Origin of the sequence: Bradyrhizobium sp. BR 10261, from assembly GCF_019455395.1 — a bacterium.
Lineage (GTDB): Bacteria > Pseudomonadota > Alphaproteobacteria > Rhizobiales > Xanthobacteraceae > Bradyrhizobium > Bradyrhizobium manausense.
The window spans coordinates 91884-113189 of record NZ_JACOFQ010000010.1; the positions used below are offsets into that span (position 1 = coordinate 91884).

Consider the following 21306-nt stretch of genomic DNA (forward strand, 5'->3'; position numbering starts at 1 on the left):
AAACTGCTTCAAATTTTACGAAAAACCGCGCGGCAAAAGCATCGCGCGGTTAGGCACGTTTGCTAACCGGGTCTTCAATCCTGGTGTTCCATGGTTGCGCATTGAGAGGGGTTGGGATTTGACTCACGCAAGGCAACCAGGAGGCTGCCATGAGTACAGATTTCAGCATCCGGCCGGTGGGGATCCCGGCCCCCGTGCAGTTCGTAACGACGTCGAATTCGGCGGCGAACGATGCCGTGCAAACCGATCTGCCGCTGAGCCAGACGGTCGCCGCGAGCGATACGAGCGCGCCCGCGAGCAATGATCTGCAGAGCAATGCGAACATCTCGCGTCAGGTCGTGTTCGACCAGGCCGCTGCATCCATGGTCTTCCAGGTCGTCAACGAAAAGACCGAGGCAGTGGTCACTCAATTTCCCGACGAGGCGATCCTGCGCCGGCGAGCCTATTTCCACGCACTGGATTTGAAGTCGGAGCCCACGCGTCCGCTCAACACGGACCTCAGCGCTTAACCGGCCGCTCATTTGTCGAGCGTGGCCGGGCTCGCTCCGTCACGGCCGGCCGGACAGACCGGCGGCGATGTTGCGGTTGATCTCGATCAGCGGGCGGAAGTGATCGAACTGCGGGCTCATCTGCAGCGCAGCGGTCTGGCTCAAAACGAACACGCTGATATTGGCGATCTTCTGCCTGACTTCGAGCGGCTGCGGATTGTTGTCGCGCATCGCCTCGCTGAGGAAGATGGTCCAGAGCTTGCGATTGAACAGCAGCGCCTGCGTGGTCTGCTCGCTGAACGGATCAGCGGCGTTGACCGCATCCTGGAGCTTGTTGGCAGCCTTCAGCAGAGTCTGCGCTTCGATGTCGCGAGGAGATGCGGTGGTCGTTGCGACACGCGCGTAGGCCGAGGCAGCGGAATTCGACATCAATCACACCTTGGAAGCTTCCTAGCCCTTTGAACGGACTTAAGGATTTCTTTCCCAACCCTATGCAGCAGCGCTTAAGATTTGCTTACATGTGCGCTTGGAAGGACTCCGGATTATTACGGGTCGCAGAGTGCTTCATGAGCGCGATGATAGATGCGCAACATGCAAGCTGTAAACTTGCACTCACCATGCGCATCGATCGCAGCTAATCCCGTGTTAGCGGACTCCCTCAAAACAACGGCGGAGCATTAGCCCCGCCGCGCCGTCTCAAACTTTGTGTTCGCGCTTTCGAACTAGCGGAGCAGCTGCAGCACGCTCTGCTGCGACTGGTTGGCCAGCGACAGCGCGGAGACCGCGATCGACTGGCGGGTCGACAGCGCCTGGCTGTTGGCCGCTTCCTCGTTGGTGTCGGCGAGCGTGAGGTTGGACGAGCCGGTCTGCAGCACGTTGATCAGGTTCTTGGAGAAGTCCTGGCGCACCTGCACGATCGAGAGATTGGAGCCGAGCGCGGAGCCTTCCGAGCGCAGCGTGCTGGAGGCGGCGTTCAGGCTGGCGAGCACCTTGTTGGTCGCGCCATTGTCGATGAAGTCGACGCCGTTGACGAGATTGCTGAGGCCGAGACCCGCCGCGTTGAACACCACACCGTTGATGCTGAGTGTGGAGCTGCCGGTCTCGTTGAACACGAGCTTGAGCGTATCGCCATTGAGCAGGTTGACGCCGTTGAACGAGGAGTCCTGCGAGGTGGTGTCGATCTGCGCCAGGATGTTGTTGAACTGGTTGACCAGGTTGGAGCGCGCGGTCTGCGCGACGGGGTCCTGCACCGGCGGCTGCGCGGTGGTGAAGGCAACCGTGCCGGTGATCGTGCCGCCGACGACGCCCCCAGCGGTGACGGAGCCGAGTGTCGAGGACGCATATTCGTTGACGGTGGTGATCGTGAGCACGCCGTTCGCGTCGATCGTCGCGGTCAGGTGGTTGGCCTGGAGCTGGTTGTTGAGCTGATCGAGCGTCTTCACGGTGCCATTTGTGCCGTCGCCAAAGGTGACGTTCACCGGCTTGCCGCCGTTGAAGGACGTGAAGGTCAGGGTCTTGCCCGAGATGCTGCCTGGACCGGGCGAGCGACCCGCGGTGAAGGCCGTGCCGGTGCCGGTCGGGCCGGTCAGCCCGAACGTGGACAGCGCATTACCCGTTCCCGTGATCGACAGATCGGCCGTGGTGCCGGTGCTGAGTTTGAGAGCTCCGTTGACGACGGTGGACAAGGATGAACCGCTCGCGGCGGCCACGGCGCCGGCGCTGACGATGCCGGCACCCGAGGCCAGGTCGATCGCATTCAGCGAGTCCTGAACGGTCGCGCCCTGGAGATAGACGACGGAGTTGCCGTTGTTGTCCGTAACGAGGTTGCCGATCTTGGTCGACCCGGTCGGAGCGGCAGCAGGGACGGCCGCGTTCTTGAACGTAACGGTCTTGCCGTCGACGTTGAGCGTGGAGCCGTCCTGAACCAGCGTGCCCAGCGTCGTCGAGTTGGTGAGACGCGCCTTCGTCACGTTGACATTGCCGGAGCCGGTCGCGGTGGTCAGACCGAGCGCCTTGAGGAAGTCGGCCTTGCCGGTGATGCTGAGGTCGGCGCCGGTACCGGTGGTGAGGGTGAGCTGACCGCCGGCGATGGAGGCGTTGGTGCCTGACGAGTTCGACAGCGTCGCGGTGCCGCCCGTAATGGCCGCCGTTTTCACGCCGCTGGCAAGGTCGATCGCGTCCATCACATCCTGGACGGTTGCGGCCGGAGCGGCGTTCGTTCCGAGGTAAACCGTGGAATTGCCGTTGCCATCGGTGACGACGTTGTTGTTCTTGCCGAAGCCGGCCGGAACATTGGCCACCGCCGGTGCCGCCCCTGCCCTGAATGTGATCGTCTTGCCGTCGACGATCAACACATCGCCATCGGACGGCGCGCCGTTGGTTGCGATGGTGGTGGCGCTCGGCGTACCGAGCAAGGTGAGGGTCGTCGCAAGGCTTGCCGCATTGCCGGCACCGTCGGGAGCGGCATTACCGGTCAGGGATTGCGAGATGCCACCGAGCGTGGTCGCACCGGTGATCGGGGTGGTACCGCCGGCGGTGCCGTTGGTGACGACATTGCCGGTCGCGGTGGCATAGGTGTAGCTGGTGGTGCCGCGAAGATCCGCGGGGGTCGCCCCGGGAATCGTGGTCGAGATGTTCGACTTGGTCGAGTAGCCGACCGTGGTCTGAAGCGCCTGGTTGGCGATCGATTTGGCGCTGTCGATGAGCTTCTGCAGCGAGGTGATGCCGGTATTCGCGGCCTGCAGCACCTGCACACCGTTGTTGATGCCATCGAGCAGGTTGCTGATGTCGCTCGCCCGGTTGTCCAGCCCCTGCGCTGTGAAGAAGTTGGTCGGGTTATCGAGCGCGGTGTTGACCTTCTTGCCGGTCGACAAACGCGACTGGGTGGTGGCGAGCAGATCGGCCGTGGATTGCAGCGACAACAGGTTCTGGCGAACTGACGCCGAGAGAACGATGTTGGACATTGGCGGTCTTCCTCTTGAACCGGATACGAATCGGGCTCGCCGATCTGGAACGTGCTTTGGTGGAGTCTTAGGGGCTGTCCTTTAAAGTATGGTTAACGGCGACTTAAGGGATAGGGTTAATGCGGGGTTGACGGCTCGCAGGCCCTCCAGAACGACAAGAAAGGCGGCGGGGCCGAAGCCCCGCCGCCCTATTTTATTCCGCGATATCAGCTACTTATTAGCGGAGCAGCTGGAGCACGCTCTGCTGCGAAGTATTGGCCAGGGAGAGCGCGGAGACCGCGATCGACTGGCGGGTCGACAGCGCCTGGCTGTTGGCCGCTTCCTCGTTGGTGTCGGCCAGCGTCAGGTTGGACGAGCCGGTCTGCAGCACGTTGATCAGGTTCTTGTTGAAATCCTGACGGACCTGCACGACCGAGAGGTTCGAACCGAGGGTAGAAGCTTCCGAACGCAGCGTGCTCGAGGCGGCATTCAGGCTGGTGAGCACGCGGTTGGTCGCGGCGTTGTCGATGAAGTCGGTGCCCTGCAGCAGCGCAGCGAGACCGAGGCCCTTCGAGTTGAAGGTCACGCCGGTGATGTTCAGGCTCGACTTGCCGGTCTCGTCGAACACCAGCTTGAGCTGATCGCCGTTGAGCAGGTTGACGCCGTTGAAGGACGAGTCGACCGAAGTCGTATCGATCTGCGACATGATGTTGTTGTACTGCGCAACGAGATTGGAACGCGTGGCCTGAGCGACCGCATCGACAGTCGGCGTCGTCGCGTTGGTCCAGGTCAAGGCCGACGTGATCGTGCCGCCGATCGTGCCACCAGCCGCAACCGAGCCGATCGTCGAGGAGGCGTAGTCGTTGATCACGGACACCGTGAGCAGGCCGTTGGCGTCGATCGTGGCGGCCAAATTATTGGCCTGCAGCTTGGCATTCAACTGGTCCAGTGTCTTGACCGTGCCGCCGGTGCCATCGCCGAAGGTGACGTTGACCGCCGTGCCGCCATTGAAGGAGGTGAAGGTCAAGGTCTTGCCGGAGACGCCGCCGGAAGCTGCGGCGCGGCTCGCTGTGAAGGCGGTGCCGGTGCCGGTCGTGCCGGTCAGACCGAGCGAGGCCAACGCATTTCCCGTACCCGTGATCGACAGATCCGAGTTCGCACCGGTCGAGATGTGCAGCGCACCAGCAACGATCGAGGAGTTCGTCGCACCGGTTGCGGTCTGCAGAGTCGCAGTGCCCGAGGAGACGGACTTGACCGACTGCACGCCGGTGGCGAGATCGACTGCGGTCAGCACGTCGGCAACCGTCGCCGCCTGCAGATACACCGTCGAATTGCCGCTGCCGTCAGTCACGACGTTGCTGCCGGTGCCGGCAATGCTGGAGCCGGTCGGAACGTTGGCTGCCGCCGGCACCACCGCGTTCTTGAAGGTGATGGTTTTGCCGTCGACGTTCAGCGTGGAGCCGTCGGAGATCAACGTGCCGAGCGAGGCCGAGGTGGTGGTGCGAGTCGCCGAGACCGTGGCATTGCCCGAGCCGGTCGCGGTCGTCAGACCGAGAGCCTTCAGGATGTCGGCCCTGGCAGTGATGTTGAGATCGCCGCCGGTCGAGGTCACGAAGGAGATCTTGCCGGCGGTGATGGAGGCCGCGGTGTTGCCGGCCGGCGTGCTGAGCGTCGCAGCACCGGCGGAGACGACCGCGTTCTGGGCGCCGCTGGCGAGGTCGATCGCATTCAGCAGGTCACCGACGGTTGCGGCCGTAGTGGTCGAGCTCGTGCCCGTGTAGATGATCGAGTTGCCATTGCCGTCCGTGGCGATGTTGCCGGTGACGCCATAGCCAGCCGGCGCGGATGCAGCCGCGGGAACGGCGGTCGCCGAGATCGTGATGGTATGACCGTTGACGGTGAAGCTGGTGCCGTCAGTGAACTTGGTGTTGGCACCGGTGGTCAAGCCGCTGGCCGCATCGAACAGCTTGGTGGCGGTCGTGATCGCAGCAGCCGACGTGTCGTTGACGGCGGCGACGGCCGTGAAGGTCGCCACCGTGCCACCGAGCGTGGTGCCGCTGGTCGCAGCCGTGGCACCGCCGGCGGCGCCGGAGAACAGCACGTTCGACAGCGCGCTGGTGCTGGTATAGGTCGTGGTGCCGCGCAGGTCGGACGAGGTCGCGCCCGCGATCGTGGTCGAGACGTTCGACTTGGTCGAGTAGCCGACCGTGGTCTGCAGCGCCTGGTTGGCGATCGACTTGGCGCTGTCGAGCAGCTTCGACAGCGAGGTGATGCCGGTGTTGGCGGCCTGCAGCACCTGCACGCCGTTGGCAATGCCATCGAGCAAATTGTTGATGTCGCTGGCGCGGTTGTCGAGCGACTGTGCGGTGAAGAAGTTGGTGGGATTATCCAGCGCCGTGTTCACCTTCTTGCCGGTCGACAGACGCGACTGGGTGGTGGCGAGGAGATCGGCGGTGGACTGGAGAGAGAGCAGGTTCTGGCGAACCGACGCAGAGAGAACGATACCGGACATGACTCTTACCCTTCTGGTTTACGCGTCTTCGTTCGATCGCTTCGGATCGAGTGACGGGCACAGCCTGAGGGGACATGGCTAACAAAGGGTGAAACCTGCTTGCGAACCGTAAGCGCCGGTTCACCATAAGGCGGTGCGAGCGCGCCGAGATGGGTGACGATCGATCTGAAACTCTTCAGCTTTTTCGGCGTTTGCTCCCCGTTAACCATAACCAACGGTTACTTTTTCAGTCACGCCAGACCACCTCTCGATCGCTCCAGCAAAAAGAAAGCGGCGGGGCCGAAGCCCCGCCGCCATGACTTGCTTGCGATGTCGTCAGCTATTAGCGGAGCAGCTGGAGCACGCTCTGCTGCGACTGGTTGGCCAGCGACAGCGCGGAGACCGCGATCGACTGGCGGGTCGACAGCGCCTGGCTGTTGGCCGCTTCCTCGTTGGTGTCGGCCAGCGTCAGGTTGGACGAGCCGGTCTGCAGCACGTTGATCAGGTTCTTGTTGAAGTCCTGACGCACCTGCACGACCGAGAGGTTCGAACCCAGGGTGGAAGCCTCCGAACGCAGCGTGCTCGACGCCGTGTTCAGATTGGCCAGCACCTTGTTGGTGGCCGAGTTGTCGATGAAGTCGGTGCCCTGCACCAGACCAGCGAGACCCAGACCCTTCGAGTTGAAGGTCACGCCAGTGATGTTCAGGTTCGACTTGCCGGTCTCGTCGAACACCAGCTTGAGCTGGTCACCGTTGAGCAGGTTGACACCGTTGAACGAAGCGTCCAGCGAGGTCGTGTCGATCTGCGTCAGGATGTTGTTGTACTGCGAGACCAGGTTGGTACGGGTGGCCTGGGCAATAGGATCGGCAACCGGCGCGGTCGCATTCGAGAAGGTCAGCGCCGTGGTAAGCGTGCCGCCAATGGTACCGCCAGAGGTAGCCGAACCGATCGTCGACGATGCGTAGTCGTTGGTCGCCGAGATCGTCAGCCGGCCGTTGGCGTCGATCGTGGCAGTCAGGTTGTTGGCCTGAAGCTGCGTGTTGAGCTGATCGAGTGTCTTGACCGTGCCGCCGGTACCATCGCCGAAGGTGACGTTGACCGCCGTGCCGCCATTGAAGGAGGTGAAGGTCAAGGTCTTGCCGGAGACGCCGCCGGAAGCTGCGGCGCGGCTCGCTGTGAAGGCGGTGCCGGTGCCGGTCGTGCCGGTCAGACCGAGCGAGGCCAACGCATTTCCCGTACCCGTGATCGACAGATCCGAGTTCGCACCGGTCGAGATGTGCAGCGCACCAGCAACGATCGAGGAGTTCGTCGCACCGGTTGCGGTCTGCAGAGTCGCAGTGCCCGAGGAGACGGACTTGACCGACTGCACGCCGGTGGCGAGATCGACTGCGGTCAGCACGTCGGCAACCGTCGCCGCCTGCAGATACACCGTCGAATTGCCGCTGCCGTCAGTCACGACGTTGCTGCCGGTGCCGGCAATGCTGGAGCCGGTCGGAACGTTGGCTGCCGCCGGCACCACCGCGTTCTTGAACGTGATGGTTTTGCCGTCGACGTTCAGCGTGGATCCGTCGGAGATCAACGAGCCGAGCGAGGCCGAGGTGGTGGTGCGGGTCGCCGAGACCGTAGCATTGCCCGAGCCGGTCGCGGTCGTCAGACCGAGAGCCTTCAGAATGTCGGCCTTGCCGGTGATGTTGAGATCGCCGCCGGTCGAGGTCACGAAGGAGATCTTGCCGGCGGTGATGGAGGCCGCGGTGTTGCCGGTCGGCGTGCTGAGCGTCGCAGCGCCGGCGGAGACGACCGCGTTCTGGGCGCCGCTGGCGACGTCGATCGCGTTCAGCAGGTCACCGACGGTCGCGGCCGTAGTGGTCGCGCTCGTGCCCGTGTAGATGATCGAGTTGCCATTGCCGTCCGTGGCGAAGTTGCCGGTGACGCCATAGCCAGCCGGCGCGGATGCAGCCGCGGGAACGGCGGTCGCCGAGATCGTGATGGTATGACCGTTGACGGTGAAGCTGGTGCCGTCAGTGAACTTGGTGTTGGCACCGGTGGTCAAGCCGCTGGCCGCATCGAACAGCTTGGTGGCGGTCGTGATCGCAGCAGCCGACGTGTCGTTGACGGCGGCGACGGCCGTGAAGGTCGCCACCGTGCCACCGAGCGTGGTGCCGCTGGTCGCAGCCGTTGCACCGCCCGCAGCGCCGGAGAACAGCACGTTGGTCAGTGCGCTGGTGCTGGAGTAGGTCGTGGTGCCGCGCAGGTCGGACGAGGTCGCTCCGGCGATCGTGGTCGAGACGTTCGACTTGGTCGAATAGCCGACCGTGGTCTGCAGCGCCTGGTTGGCGATCGACTTGGCGGAGTCCAGCAGCTTCTGCAGCGAGGTGATGCCGGTGTTGGCGGCCTGCAGCACCTGCACGCCGTTGGCGATGCCATCGAGCAAATTGTTGATGTCGCTGGCGCGGTTGTCGAGCGACTGGGCCGTGAAGAAGTTGGTGGGATTGTCCAGCGCCGAGTTCACCTTCTTGCCGGTCGACAGACGGGACTGGGTGGTGGCGAGAAGATCAGCGGTGGACTGGAGGGAGAGCAGGTTCTGGCGAACCGATGCGGAGAGAACGATACCGGACATACTGTTACCTTTCTGGTAGCTACGCGTCCTGTTTGACCGCCATTGATCAAACGACCGGCGGACGGTGCCTCCGAGCCTCTAACAATCCGTGAAATGAAAACGGGGTTTTCTCCGCGTCGGACGGAAACCCCGCGCCACAAGGGTTCTGACCGGCGTCGTCGCAGGGGCGCAACGCATTGGCACCGCTTGATTTTTTGGCTGCCGCGAAAATGTTAACGACCCGTTAACCACATTCGGCAAGGATTGGACCCAAATCAGGGCGGGCAGCCATTATTCGGCAAGCGTGCGCCGCTCGTTACAAAAGCGTTGATGGAGAACAGGCATGGCCCTCAAGGTCGAGCTCAGACCGCACGAACGCATCATCGTCGGGAACTGCGTCATCACCAACACCGACCAGCGCGCCCGCCTTCTGATCGACGGCGATAACGTGCCGATCCTGCGTGAGCGCGACATCCTCACACCCGAGACCGCCGATACGCCGGCCAAGCTCGTCTATCTGGCGGTCCAGCTGATGTACATCTCGCCGGACCCACAGACCCAGCACGGCACCTATTTCAACCTGGTGCGGGACATCGTCACCGCCGTACCGAGCTCCTGGCCGATCATCGAAGGCATCAACAACAACATCATGAGCGGCGATCTCTACCGCGCGCTGAAGGATGCCCGCAAGCTAATCGCCTATGAAGAAAAGCTGCGTGACCAGTACGAGGCGACGCATCCCAAGAGCGATATCAAGAACGACGTCAGCTCGGCCGCCTGAGCGCTTCGCGCGTCCCAAGCAAGAACGCCCCGGACCAGGTCCGGGGCGTTTTTATTTTGTCCTGACCATCAGCCCGTGGCGAGCGGCGGCGCCTCGACCTCGATCAATCCGCCGGTCCGCTGCATACCGAACCTGATCACGGCCGCTACCAGCGCATCGATATCGCTCTCGGCGGTACGATGATTGACGAGCGCGGCGCGGATCGCGAACTTGCCGTCCAAAATCGTGCTCGACGGCGCAGCGATGCCGGATTCCTGGACATCGGCGACGATCTCACGATTGACCGCGTCGTCGGCCCGGTAACGGAAGCAGACGATATTGAGATTGACGGGCGCCAGCAGCTCGAGCCGAGGCTCGGCGAGCACACGCGTCTCCAGATATCTTGCGAGCGCACAGCTTCGCGCGATCACCTCGCCAAGTCGGTCAGTGCCGAACGTCTTCAGCGTGAACCACGTCTTCAGCGCACGGAAGCCGCGCGACAGATCGGGGCCGAGATCGCAAGGCCAGACAGTGCCGGCCGCAAGCCCCCTCGCTTCGCGGCTCAGATAGGCCGCCGGCTGCGCAAACGCCTGCTTGTGACGTTCGCCGTCGCGCACCAGCAGGAAGCCGGCGTCGTAAGGCACCTGTCCCCATTTGTGGAAGTCGAGTGCGATCGAATCCGCAAGCGCGATGCCATCGAGCAACGGCGCGAGCTCCGGCGACAGGATCGCGAGCGCACCGAAGGCGCCGTCGATGTGAAACCAGATGCCTTCCTCGCGACACAGCTCCGCGATCGCCCTGAGATCGTCGATCGCACCGATGTCGACCGTGCCGGCCGACGCCGTGACCAGGAACGGCTTGAAACCGACTTCGCGATCAACAGCAATCCTTGCGCGCAGAGCAGCGACATCGATCCGATGATCGGCATCGACTTCGATCTTGCGCAGCGCATCGGTGCCGAAGCCGGCAATGTCCATGGCGCGAGAGATGCAGCCATGCGCGGCCTTCGACGCGTAGGCTGTGAGCAGCGCACCGTCGCTGCCGATGCCGTGCTGCCGTGCCAGCGTGCCGAGCGCATTGGTGCGCGCCACCAGCACCGCCATCAGATTCGCCATCGACGTGCCGGTGACGAAGATGCCGCTCGCACCTTGCGGAAAGCCAAACAGGCCGCGCATCCACTCGACGATCTGGCGCTCGACCTCGATCGGCATGTGATCGCGCCCGCCGAGATTGGCGTTGAGGCCAGCTGCAAGCATCTCCGCGACCATGCCGACGGCGGTGCCGCCGCCGTGCACCCAGCCCATGAAGCCGGGATGAACGTTGCCCGTCGCGTAAGGGGCGACGTGCTCGGAGAACTCGCGATAGACGTCAGCGAGATCGGTTGCCTCGCGCGGCATGTCGGTTCGAATAGCCGCACGGACCTCGTTGGGGATCGGCTGCCAGACTGGCCGCGCGCGGACATTGGCAATGCCGTCGATCGCCTCGTCCAGCATGCGATGGGCGAGGTCGCGAAACGCGCGCCAGTCCTGCGGATCGAGCGATCCGTTCGTGGCGCCGGCCTTCGGCTTGCGGATGACCTCGTTCATGCTGCGCTTCCCACGTCCGCCGTTGCGGTCCCCTCGGCATGCCGCGACAGCATCGCCGTGAATGCGGCAAAGATCTTGCGCATCTGCGGCGGCTTGTATGGAAACACGACGGGCGAATCCATGTTGTGCACGACGGCGGTGTTGTCGGCTTCGAACACCAACAGCTCGCCTTTCTGGTTCTCGGCGCAATCGACGATGAAGTAATCGAGCCCGACGCGCCGGCTCATTTCGTCAAGGGCGGATCTGTGGCGCGCGGCGAAAGCGCGATCGAAGTCCTGCATGAAGATGGCCTCTTCAGCCCGCTTCTCTTCGCTGAACGCCATGTAGGCGTTGAGATACCAGATGTCCCAGCGATCGGCGATCGCCATGTGGCAGGCATAGGGCTTGCCGTCGACCACGGTGAGCCGGATTTTTCGATAGAGCCCGTCGGGGCTCGCGTAGTTGACAAAACGCGCCACGAAGAAGTCCTGCTCCTGTCGCTCGGCGAGATAGGCCGCGAGCGCAGCGGCATCGTCGAGCTTGGCAAGTCCTACGCCGGCATGCGTACCGCGCGGCCGCGCAATCATCGGAAAGTGCAACTCGCCGGTGATCTCCGAGCAGGCAATCCGGCCTTCCGCCAGAGCGGTCAATTGTGCACGGGTCGCGTGGGCGGTCACGGGAATGTCGAGACCGGGAATACCGGCGAGCAGCCGGAATAATTTGTCGCGATCGAGATTGCCGATCAGCTCGGGGCGATTGAGCAACGGCCGCGGCCAGTTCGGCGCAGCCTTTGCGATCAGCGCAAGCGCTTCGCGGCATTCCTCGGAATCGGATGCGACCACGATGGCAACGTCGTGCTCGGGCAGCGTTTCCGGCAGGCCCTTGTCCTTGGTCACATAAAGTGTCAGGAGCTCGATGTCGGAACCTTCGAGCAGGAATTCGATCGGCGTGTTGCCGCCCATGTCGATGTCCGCTGCCAGAGCAAGCACGCGCAGGCCCGGCTTCGGCGCAGCGGTAGGGGTACGAAACAGCTGGTGGAACGAGAGCACCTCGGACTGGATGACGAGCCCGGCTTCCTTCTCCCCCATCAGCTGGGCGATCAGGGACAGATCCAGGCCCTCGCCGGCCTGCGCCGTTCCCTCCGCGATCCGCGTCAGCAGATGCTCGCGCAACGGCAGCAGATCGACGCCCTCGAAGGCCTGGCGCGTCAAATGCGCAAAGCCGATACGGTCGGCATAGTCGGGCGCGGCAAGCGGATGCAACATTTCACACCTATACGGACTACGCCGGCACAGCGGCTGTACGGTCAAGCAGCAGCTCGATCTTCACCAGGACGTGGGCGATGCGATCGAGAATGTGCTGCACATTGCGTTGCGCTTGCGCGCTGTCGGCCGACCAGGCCTCGGTGACGTCTCGCGCGCCGACACAGAGCCGCAACGCAGTCTGCGGCGCACCGTCCGGCTGCTCCAGCCGCACCGGCTGGCCGAGGAGGCAGCGTTGCGCCGCGACCTGCCGGTCCGCGGCGCTGCCGCCGATGTCATCGTTCATGGCGCGCGCGAGCGCGCGATGGACGGTGCTGGTATCCGAGATCGACACCGGCCTATTGTGGCGCACCAGGGTGAACGGAAAGATCGATCGCTGCATAAATTCTTCATCATCGGCATCAGCAGTGCCGACGGGTTGCGGGACGGCACGCAGCGACGGCGATAGCGCGATCATGCTGTCGATGCCGGCTGCCAGCTCGGCCATCGCCGTGGTGCGGAAGGCGCCGGGCACAGCATAATAGGTGCCGATCTCGGCCAGGGCCGCTTCCCAGCGCAGCCATTGACCGAAATTGGGACGGCGTTCGAAGCGCGAGCGCAGCGCCGTCCACGCCATCGGCCAGTCACAGCGGCCGGCATAGTCGAAGAAATCAGGCGCGATCCGGTCGATCCGGTCGAGCGCCCGCGACAACCCCTTCGGCAGCAGCAGCGCGCCGCTGAAGGCGGGACCGCCGAAGAATTTGGAGCCTGTTATCAGCACCATGTAGCCGCGATCGAGATAGAGACGCAGCCGGCGGCGGCCGAGCCGCGCCTGGCAGGCATCGACGACGATCTGAACCTCGCGCGGCCAGCGCCGCGCGATCTCATTAAGACAGGCGAAACTTGGCGCGCGCCAGCCGAGCTTTGACGAATCCATGATGTGCAACAGTACGCGCCGGCCTTGCGCGAGGCTGGCTTCGATTGCACGGATGACAGCATCATCTGCGTCAGGACGCATCGCGAAGCCGGAAGTGGCGTCAAGCAGCGACACCGCGATCGAGTCGCCGGCGAGGCCCGAGATCGCTGCGTCCTTGCGCACCGCAACGCCACTCGCCGTCACCGTGCTGAAATGGTGCCCGCGCGCGGTATGAACAGTGCCGCTACCGGTCTGGTCGGCACCGACCACGATCGACACCGGCGGCGCGCCGAGCACCGCGTGGGCAAGGAACAGAGCGTGCAGCTGGGAATCCGTACCCGATGGGGAGAACACGACATCGACGCCCGGCGGGAGCAGGAAGTGGCCGCGCAGCTCCGCGCGCATGTCCTCGCAGCGCCGGTCGAAGGCGATCTCGATCTCGTCGAACAGCGATTTGTGGACCAGTTCCTCGCGCGCCAGCGCCGCGCGGTCATAGGCTCCTTGCGAGATCGTCGATGCGGTCGAAGAGGCGAAATTCCAGATCTCGGGCTCAGGCGAGGATCCGCAGCCATAGGCGTTGGCGCGCTGTTTCGGATCAAGCGCCAGCCGCCCGTCACCGCCGGAGACGAGCAGCGTATCCAGCGGCGTGAACAGATCGCGCAGACGATAGCGCGAGCCGCCCTCGGATGCGCGCGCGATGTCTGCCGGGCGGGATGCGCCGATGCTCATCCCGACAAGCTCACGCCGCGTCGGCCGCCGCAGGCACGGCAGCGAATTGCGAGGCGATGTCGCCGTGGAACACCGAGGGACCGACATGGTCGAGCGAGCCCTGGATGTCAGCCCAGATCTCGCCACCGATATCGGTCCAGCGCTTGCAGAAGGCGAAGTCCTCGGAGAGGTAGGTGCCGGTCGCCGGATCGATCATGCATTCGAACAGCGCGAACCGGTTCCGGCTCGCAGCCAGCGTGTCGTGCGAATGCTCGCGGAAGAACTGCAGATTGGCGTAATCAGGATGGCGGCACATCGCCTCCAGCGCCTGGCGGCGGATCATGAGGAAGCCGGTGCCGGCATAGCGCACGCGGGTAAAACCGTTGACCACCACGATGCGATCGGGGTCCTCGATCTCGAGCACGTAGTCGAGCGAGGCCGCCGTCACATCGGTCCGGCCGGCCTGGATCGCCCGCCTCGCCTTGTCCCAGTTGACCCGCTTGATCGGATAGCAGCCGGCGACGACGTCGGCGCCGCATTCGATCAGCCGGAACACCTGCTCGGCCTTGAAGCCGATATCGGCGTCGATGAACAGAAAATGCGTTGCCTGGGGGTCGTCCAGGAACATCGCGACCAGATTGGCGCGTGCGCGCGTGATCAGCGCATCGCCATCCCGCAACAGCACCTTGAGCCCGAGGTTGGACATGCCGTGCACGGCGCGCTGGAGCGCGAAGATGGAGCTCGCGTAAATGCTCGACACCTGCCCGCCGAAGCAGGGTGTCGCCACCACCAATTGCATCTTGTCAGACATCGACAGCTCCGCCCGCCCAAATCCTCTCCAAGAGGTAAAGAGGCATGGTTAACGGCGCCTTAATGCGCCGTTACAGGAATTTGACCAGCGAGAGCTGCGCGAGGTTGGCGGTAGTCTGGTAGGACGCCTGCAGCGCGTTCTGAAGCGACAGGATCTCGCTCGCGACCTGGTCGGGCGAGGCCGATTCCGCCTGGTCGACAATGGTCTGGAGTTGCGCCTTGGCCTGGGTCTGGCGCGTGGACGCATCCTTCATCGTGTTCTGGGCCATCGCGATGTCGGTCTGAATGTCCTCGATCTTCTGTTGGCCCGGCTGCGGCGTCAGCGCCTGCGTGGTGCGCAAGGCCAGCGCGGCCACCTGCCCGCCGGCATACTGCCCGGTGGGCGAGGTCGAGAACGTGCCGAACACGGCGATCGCCTGCAACTGCTTGCGGATCGCGCTCTCGTCGGCCTGCGCGCCATATTGCACCGTGACGGAGTCATCCACCCGCGCCACTGCGGTGGAGCGCGCCGATCCCGGCCCGTCATTGCCGGTGTACCATTTCACAGTGGTGGCCGAGCCGTTCACCAGCGTCGTCGCCGAGCCTGATGGCGAAGAGCCGACGCGCAGCGGAGCCTTTGCCGCCGTGACCGGCGAGGTCGTGAAGCCGAGCGCCGCGAACGCCGCGCCGTTCGAGCTCGTGATGTTGAGGCTCCCGGGATCGTCCGTGTTGATCGTGATCACGCCGCCATGGATGGTCGACGGCTTCGTGGTGCCGGTGATCTGGTCGATCTTGCCAAGCAGAGTTGTGACGGTGTCGGTAATGTTGATCTGGTTCGGGCCGCTGGCGCCCGAGGCGACGAAAGTCAGCGTCTGACCGTTCACCGTGATCGTATCGGGGCTGACGGCAGGCGGCCCCGACGACCCCGCCTGGAACGCCGTTGCGAGGACTTCCGGGCCGCCAGCGGTCGCAGGGCCGCTCAACACCGTTGAACCGGTGATCGGAGGCGTCGACAGCACGCTGCCGCGCGTCACGCTGCTGAGACCGAGCGCCGTGGCCGCCGGGCCGCCGGTGACCGCCACGTCGGTGGCGGTGCCGGTCGCGATCTGGATATTGCCGCTGGCGCTCAGAGTGACGTTGGCGGAGGGGACGCCGGCAGCCGTCGCGATCGCATTCAAGATATCAGACACCTTCGCGGTGCTGCCCGAAGCCAATCCGATCGTGGTATTGCCGCTCGCCGTCGTGACAGTGGTGACGGTGGGGTCGAAGGTGATCGTGTGGGCGCCGTTCGCGCCGGTGATGGTCAGAGTGGTGCCGGTCGGAGCATTGGCGAGCGCGGTGAGCGTGGCGCCGTTGAGATGGGGTGTCGCCGCAGGATCGAGCGACGTGGTCGCCGACGCCGACGCCGATGCGCTGTCCTGCAACGCGACCGAGCCTGTCCCGGTCGTCGAGGTATAGGAGACCAGATTGCCAATGGCTGCCGCATTCGCGGTGGCTGATCCCGCCGTGTTGAAGAAATTGTCGCCGGCCGCCACGGCGGAAGCCGCCACCAGCGAGGTGCCTGCGAGCTTCTTGATCGCGGTGTTCAGCGCGGTGTTCAGGTTCGCTGACGTGATGGTCGGGTTGGAAGGAACCGCTGGAATGATATTGGGATTACCGGGGTCGATCGCAAAGCTCCCGACCGGCGTCGGCGTCGCGGTGGACGCGGTCAGGTCGATCTGTTCGGTCGAACCGTCAGGCAGCGTGAACTTCACGCTGAGCTTGTCACCATTGTTCGGATTGACGCCGTTGAGATTGACCGAGAACGATACCGGCGAGCCGCTCGGGCCTGTTACGGTCGCGCCCGTCAGCGTCGAGGACACCGCGGCGATCTTCAGCCCGAACGGCGACGTCGGCGAATCCTCCTGCACCTGTATCGCGCCGGACACCAGCGTCGACTGCACCAGCCGCCCCATGCCGTTGGCGCCGAGATCGGCGGCCTGGCGCTCCGCCATCACGGTCTTGAGGCCCGCCTGGGTGGTGGTGCCGTTGATGATGTCGCCGGCATCGGCCACCGATTGCGTGTTGTAGGCGGTCCCGGAGAACAGATAGCGGTTGCCCGACTGCGTGTTGAGGACGCCGACCATCGAGCCGAACTGCGCGGCGGCGGTGTTCTGCGCGACCGTCTGGCCGTTGACGTTGAGATCCTGCGAGGTGCCGGCCGAGCCCGTCTGCACCGTGTTGCGGATCGTCGTCAGCGACTGCAGCGCTGTGTTGGCGAGGTTGATGTTGACGTTGACGTTGGTGATCGTGTCGGTATAGGCGGCGATGTTCGAAAGGTGCGCGCGCGAGGCGATCGCAAAGCCCTCGTTGGTGCCCATGCCGGAATAGTTCTGCGACAGCTTGCCGGTCGAGAGCTGCGTCGACAGGTCGGTGAGCTGCTGGTTGATATTGCGGATCTGCGCGCCGAGGACTGACGAGCCGTAATTGATGCTGCTGATCGACATGTTTCAGAGCCCTACTGATTACCCTTGAGCCTGGATCAACGTGTTCATCATGCTCTGCACCACCGACATGACGTGGGCGTTGGCGGCATAGGCATTCTGGAGCTGGATCAGGTTCGACATCTCCGTGTCGAGATTGACGCTGGAGGTCGAATTGAACTTGGCCTGCAGCGTCGAAACCACGACGCTCTGCCCCTGCTGGAGCTGGGTCGCCTGGGTCGAGGCGTTGGCCTGCACGCTCAGGAACTGCTGGAGGTAGTTCGAGACGCTGCCGGTGAACGGCTGGCTCGCCGAGCCGAGGCCGGTCTGCGGCGAATAGGAATACACCGCCGTGGTGAGCTGCGAGTAGAGATAGTCCGAGCGCGTGGTGTCGCCGGTGGGGGTCAGCGGCGAGGTGCTGTAGATCGACAACCGGGTCGGGTCGGCTGTGAGCTGCGTGTTCACGGCGATGCGGCCGGCAAGGCCGGTCATCTGCAAGCCAGTCCCTGTGATCGCGCCGGTGTAGAGCGCCTGGCCGCCGTCGGTGAACAGCGGCAGCTGGGGACCGCCCGAGGTCAACGACGAGACCGTCTTGCTACTCGACGCGGCGGTGACCTTGGCGAGGCCGGAATTGTCGTCAGTGACGCGCAGCGTCGTCGCGGTCGCCGGCGACGGCGCTGCGGAGAACGACAAATGCGAGCCCGACAGCGCGGTGTTGAGCGCGGATGCGATCGCGCCCATGCCGCTGGAAAAATTGACGCCGATCTGCATCGGATTGGCATTGGTGGCGTTCTGGAGCGGCAGCGCGGTCGGATCGGTCACGTTCACCAGCGTGATCTGGCGCTGGGTGTTGGTGGAGTCGATATAGGTGATGTTGACGGTGTTGCCCGGTTGCGCGCCGGCAAGATCGATGTCGAAACCCGCGGGCGGACCGGAAACGGTGGTGCCCGCAGTGGTTTTGTCCGACAGCGCGCTCGACATCGTCGCGGCGAGCTGGTCGACCTGGTTCTGCGCCTGCACCAGCGTCTGGTCGCGCAGCTTCAAATCGGCCGCGATCTGGCCGGAGGAGACGACGTTGTTGCCGGCGACGTCGATGGACGAGCCGTTCGGCAGCTTGATGCTGAGCGCGCCAACGCCTGATTTGGCGGGATCAATATTATAGAGCGACGTCGCACTCAGCGCGCCCACGGACGCGAACGAGAATTGCGAGGCGAGGCCCGCACCGACCAGCTGGATGCCTGTCGTGGTATAGATATTGGCCTGGTTCGATCCGTCGGTGGTGACGCGGACGTCGACATATTTCGACAGCGCGTTGATGGCCTGGTCGCGCTGGTCCATCAGGTTTGCCGCGGACGGATCGGTCGGCGCCAGGCCTTGCAGCTTGATGTTGATGTCGGCGATCTGGTTCAATGCCGCGTTGGCGGCTTGCGACGAGGTGCTAAGATCCTGCTCGACGTTGGAGCGGAGCGACTGGATGCCCTTGGTGGTGACGTTGAGCTGCGTTGCCAGCGCCTGCGCGGCGCCGAGCGCGACGCGCTGCGCCGACGAGGAGCCAGCGCTGGTGGAGAGTGCCTGGAGCGAGGAGGTGAAATCGTTCAGCGCGTTTTCGAGCGTGCCGCTGTTGCCGGGCGTGCCATAGACACTCTGAAGCTGCTTCAGAATGTTGGCCATCTGGTCGGCATAGCCGCTGCCGCCGGTCTCGGTGCGCAGCTGGTTCTGCACATAGCTGTCGATGTCGCGGCTGACGCCTGTCGTCTTCGCCGTCGCGCCGAAGTCACCGGTGCTGACTTCGATCTGGTTCGGCGTCTGGGCAACGTAACCCGGCGTCTGCGAGTTTGCGACGTTCGACGAGACGATCGACAGCGCAGCCTGGTTGGCACGCAGACCGCTCATCGCACTGGCAAGGGCTGAACTCAAACCCATCTTACTTGCCGCCTTTGGTTACGTTACGCGCCGATCAGCGCAACACGTTGAGGAGATCCTGGACCATCGAATTCGCCGTCGTGATCACCTTGGTGTTGGCCGAATAGGCCTGCTGGGTCACGATCAGCTTGGTGAACTCGTCCGCGATGTCGGTGTTCGAGCCTTCGAGCGAGGAGCCGCTGATGGAGCCCGAGGCACCGTCGATCGCCGGGCCCGACTGGTCCGTCGCAGCGTAGGCGCCGCCATCGAGCGCCTTGAGGTAGTTGGTGCCGTTGAAGTGCGACAACGACACTTGTGCGAGATCGAGATTCTGGCCGTTGGAGAAGGTGCCGACCACGAGGCCGTTGTTGTTGACCGCGACCGAACGGAGCTGGCCGGCGGCGTAGCCGTTCTGCGTGATGGTGTTGATGGTCACCGCACCGCTGGTGCTCGCATATTGCGTCAGTCCGCCCGAGGAGATGTTGAAGGCGAGCGAGCCGAGCGACTGGCCGCCGACGCTGACATTGTTGATGGTGACGCCCGAGCCGCTCGGCGAGGTCAGCGAGCCGTCCGCGGCGAAGGTGAAGGCCTGCCCGGTATTGACCCAGCCGACCGTCGTGCCGGTCGCGTTCGGATCGGTCTGGTAGAACAGGTTCCAGGTGTCGGAATGGCCGGTCCCCAGCGAGGCGCTGTCGGTCTTGGCCCAACGCAGCTGCAGGTTTACCGGCGTGCCGGCGGCGTTGTAGGCGGTGACCGCACCGCCGCTGATCGTCTCCTTGGTGAAGGTGGCGATGTCGTTGCCGATCACGGTGCCGGTGCCGGCGGTGCCGCCACCGCCGCGGTTCTTGGTGACAGTCGAGGTGAAGCCGAGCGCGGCGAAGGCGCTGCTGTTGTTGCTGGTCACCGTCAAAGTGGGATTGGCGATGCCGGTATTCAGGGTGATCACGCCGTTGCTGATCGAAGAACCGCTTGCACCGCTGAGCTGGTCGATCTGGTTGAGCAGGGTCGAGATGTCGTCGGTGATGTTGATCTGGTTCGGAGCGGTAGCGCCCGACGCCACGAAGGTGATCGTATTGGCGGGTCCCGTGCCGTTGACCTGGATCGTGTTGCCGACCACGAAGGGCGTCGAGAGGACTTCCGCCTGGCCGGGCTGCGCGGTGCCGCCGAGCTGCGTCGCACCCGTAATCGCAGGCGTGGACAGCACGTTGCCGCCGCGCGTCACGCTGCTGACGCCGAGCAGGCTTGCCGCACTGCCGCTGATCGTGACGTCCGCAGTGGTGCTGGTCGTGATCTGGATGTTGCCGCTGGAGTTGATTGTCGCGGTGGCGCCGGCGCCGCCGCCCAGGGCGATTGCATTCAGGATGTCCGAGATCTTTGAGCCGGTCGGCGAGAGCAGGCCGATCGTGGTGGTGCTGCCGGAGGTCGAGGCGCCGGAAACGGTGGGGTCGAAGTTGATGGTCTGGCCGTTGACCTTCAGCGTCTTGTTGGCCAGGCTGGTGAGAAGGGTGGTGTTGAGATGCGGGGTCACGGCGGAATCGAGCGACGTGGCGCCGGTTGCCACCGCCGAAGCGCTGTCTATCAGCGCCACCGTGCCGGTCGCGGTCGTCGCCGTATAGGCCGATCGCAGATTGCCGGTGGCCGCCGCGCCGGAGATCGTCGCATTCGTATAGGGCGGCGGCGGCGTGCCGATGATCAGCGGGTTCGCTGCGAAATCCGACGGGTTCAGGCCGCCGGCCGCCAGCAGCGAACCGGTCGATGCGGTCGAGCTCGCCGCCGTGTTCGGCACGCTCGGCAGGTTCGCGGCGTACTGGATCGAGGTGGTGGCCTGCGCCGGGATGAAGTTGTTCTGGAATTTCAGCACGGTGGCGACGTTGCCGGTCGGGTTGCCGGTTTTCGGGTCGACCGTGGTGCCCATCAGGTAATAGCCGGCGCCGTTGACGAGGTTGCCGTTGGCGTTGAGCTGGAAGTCGCCGCGGCGGGTATAATAGGTGACGCCGCTGAACACCGGCACGTTGTCGACAACGCCGGTCGCCTTCTGGATCGAGAAGAAGCCGTCGCCCGTGATCGCCATGTTGGTGGCGACGGTGGAGGACGAGATGGTGCCCTGCGTGGTGATGGTGGCCTGAGCATGGGCGGTGACACCGCCGGCGACCTGCTTGCTCGGCACGGAGGCGTCGGGAATGAGATCCTCGAAGCTGGTGCCGATGCCCTTGTAACCGGTGGTGGATGCGTTCGCGATGTTGCCCGAGATGTTCTGAAGCGCGTAGGACTGCGCCTGCAGGCCACCCACCGAGGTGTTCATTGCATCGAAGATACCCATAACTTTGTCTCCAAATCCGATCTCGGCGGCCGGCAGACCCGTGGCCGCAGTCGGAGGAGACGTCGCAAGGCCTATGCCAAGGCGGGTATTCTCACGAAATCAATGACTTAAACAGAAATGCCCCGG

13 protein-coding genes are annotated in these 21306 nt (G+C 64.2%); 2 read left to right on the forward strand and 11 right to left on the reverse strand.

The window, feature by feature from the left end; translation table 11 throughout:
- Nucleotides 1-149: 149 nt before the first annotated feature.
- Nucleotides 150-509: a hypothetical protein gene (locus HYH07_RS13890; RefSeq protein ID WP_057747395.1), complete on the forward strand. Its 360-nt coding sequence runs from the start codon at nucleotides 150-152 to the stop codon at nucleotides 507-509.
- Between the two features lie 39 nt (nucleotides 510-548).
- Here the strand turns inward: HYH07_RS13890 and flaF are convergent, their stop codons facing one another.
- From flaF to HYH07_RS13910, 4 genes are all read right to left on the reverse strand, one after another.
- Nucleotides 549-917: a flagellar biosynthesis regulator FlaF gene (gene flaF, locus HYH07_RS13895; RefSeq protein WP_220003020.1), complete on the reverse strand. Its 369-nt coding sequence runs from the start codon at nucleotides 915-917 to the stop codon at nucleotides 549-551.
- Between the two features lie 293 nt (nucleotides 918-1210).
- Entirely contained in the window at nucleotides 1211-3451 is a 2241-nt protein-coding gene (locus HYH07_RS13900; RefSeq protein ID WP_220003021.1) for a DUF1522 domain-containing protein, read from the reverse strand.
- 217 nt (nucleotides 3452-3668) lie between these two features.
- The gene (locus HYH07_RS13905; RefSeq protein WP_220003022.1) at nucleotides 3669-5942 is read right to left on the reverse strand and encodes a DUF1522 domain-containing protein; all 2274 of its coding nucleotides are present in this window, start codon (nucleotides 5940-5942) and stop codon (nucleotides 3669-3671) included.
- 322 nt (nucleotides 5943-6264) lie between these two features.
- Nucleotides 6265-8538, reverse strand: a complete 2274-nt coding sequence (locus HYH07_RS13910; protein WP_220003023.1) for a DUF1522 domain-containing protein — start codon at nucleotides 8536-8538, stop codon at nucleotides 6265-6267.
- A 322-nt stretch (nucleotides 8539-8860) separates the two neighbouring features.
- Between HYH07_RS13910 and flbT the strand changes: the two genes are divergently transcribed.
- The gene (flbT, locus tag HYH07_RS13915) at nucleotides 8861-9298 is read left to right on the forward strand and encodes a flagellar biosynthesis repressor FlbT (RefSeq protein ID WP_220003024.1); all 438 of its coding nucleotides are present in this window, start codon (nucleotides 8861-8863) and stop codon (nucleotides 9296-9298) included.
- Between the two features lie 68 nt (nucleotides 9299-9366).
- Here flbT and HYH07_RS13920 read toward each other — a convergent pair whose 3' ends face one another.
- The 7 genes from HYH07_RS13920 to HYH07_RS13950 form a co-directional block, all read right to left on the reverse strand.
- Nucleotides 9367-10863, reverse strand: coding sequence for an aspartate aminotransferase family protein (locus HYH07_RS13920; RefSeq protein ID WP_220003025.1), 1497 nt, complete (start codon nucleotides 10861-10863; stop codon nucleotides 9367-9369).
- Complete coding sequence (locus tag HYH07_RS13925) at nucleotides 10860-12107, reverse strand: hypothetical protein (protein ID WP_220003026.1); 1248 nt, start codon at nucleotides 12105-12107, stop codon at nucleotides 10860-10862. The genes HYH07_RS13920 and HYH07_RS13925 overlap by 4 nt, the downstream gene beginning before the upstream one ends.
- 16 nt (nucleotides 12108-12123) lie before the next feature.
- Nucleotides 12124-13728, reverse strand: coding sequence for a hypothetical protein (locus HYH07_RS13930; RefSeq protein WP_220003027.1), 1605 nt, complete (start codon nucleotides 13726-13728; stop codon nucleotides 12124-12126).
- A 10-nt stretch (nucleotides 13729-13738) separates the two neighbouring features.
- Nucleotides 13739-14518, reverse strand: coding sequence for a hypothetical protein (locus HYH07_RS13935; RefSeq protein ID WP_220003028.1), 780 nt, complete (start codon nucleotides 14516-14518; stop codon nucleotides 13739-13741).
- Nucleotides 14519-14588: 70 nt separating this feature from the next.
- Complete coding sequence (locus HYH07_RS13940; protein WP_220003029.1) at nucleotides 14589-16982, reverse strand: flagellar hook associated protein; 2394 nt, start codon at nucleotides 16980-16982, stop codon at nucleotides 14589-14591.
- A gap of 18 nt (nucleotides 16983-17000) precedes the next feature.
- Nucleotides 17001-18881, reverse strand: coding sequence for a flagellar hook-associated protein FlgK (flgK, locus tag HYH07_RS13945; protein ID WP_220003030.1), 1881 nt, complete (start codon nucleotides 18879-18881; stop codon nucleotides 17001-17003).
- Between the two features lie 34 nt (nucleotides 18882-18915).
- Nucleotides 18916-21180: a flagellar hook-basal body complex protein gene (locus HYH07_RS13950; protein WP_220003031.1), complete on the reverse strand. Its 2265-nt coding sequence runs from the start codon at nucleotides 21178-21180 to the stop codon at nucleotides 18916-18918.
- Between the last annotated feature and the right edge of the window lie 126 nt (nucleotides 21181-21306).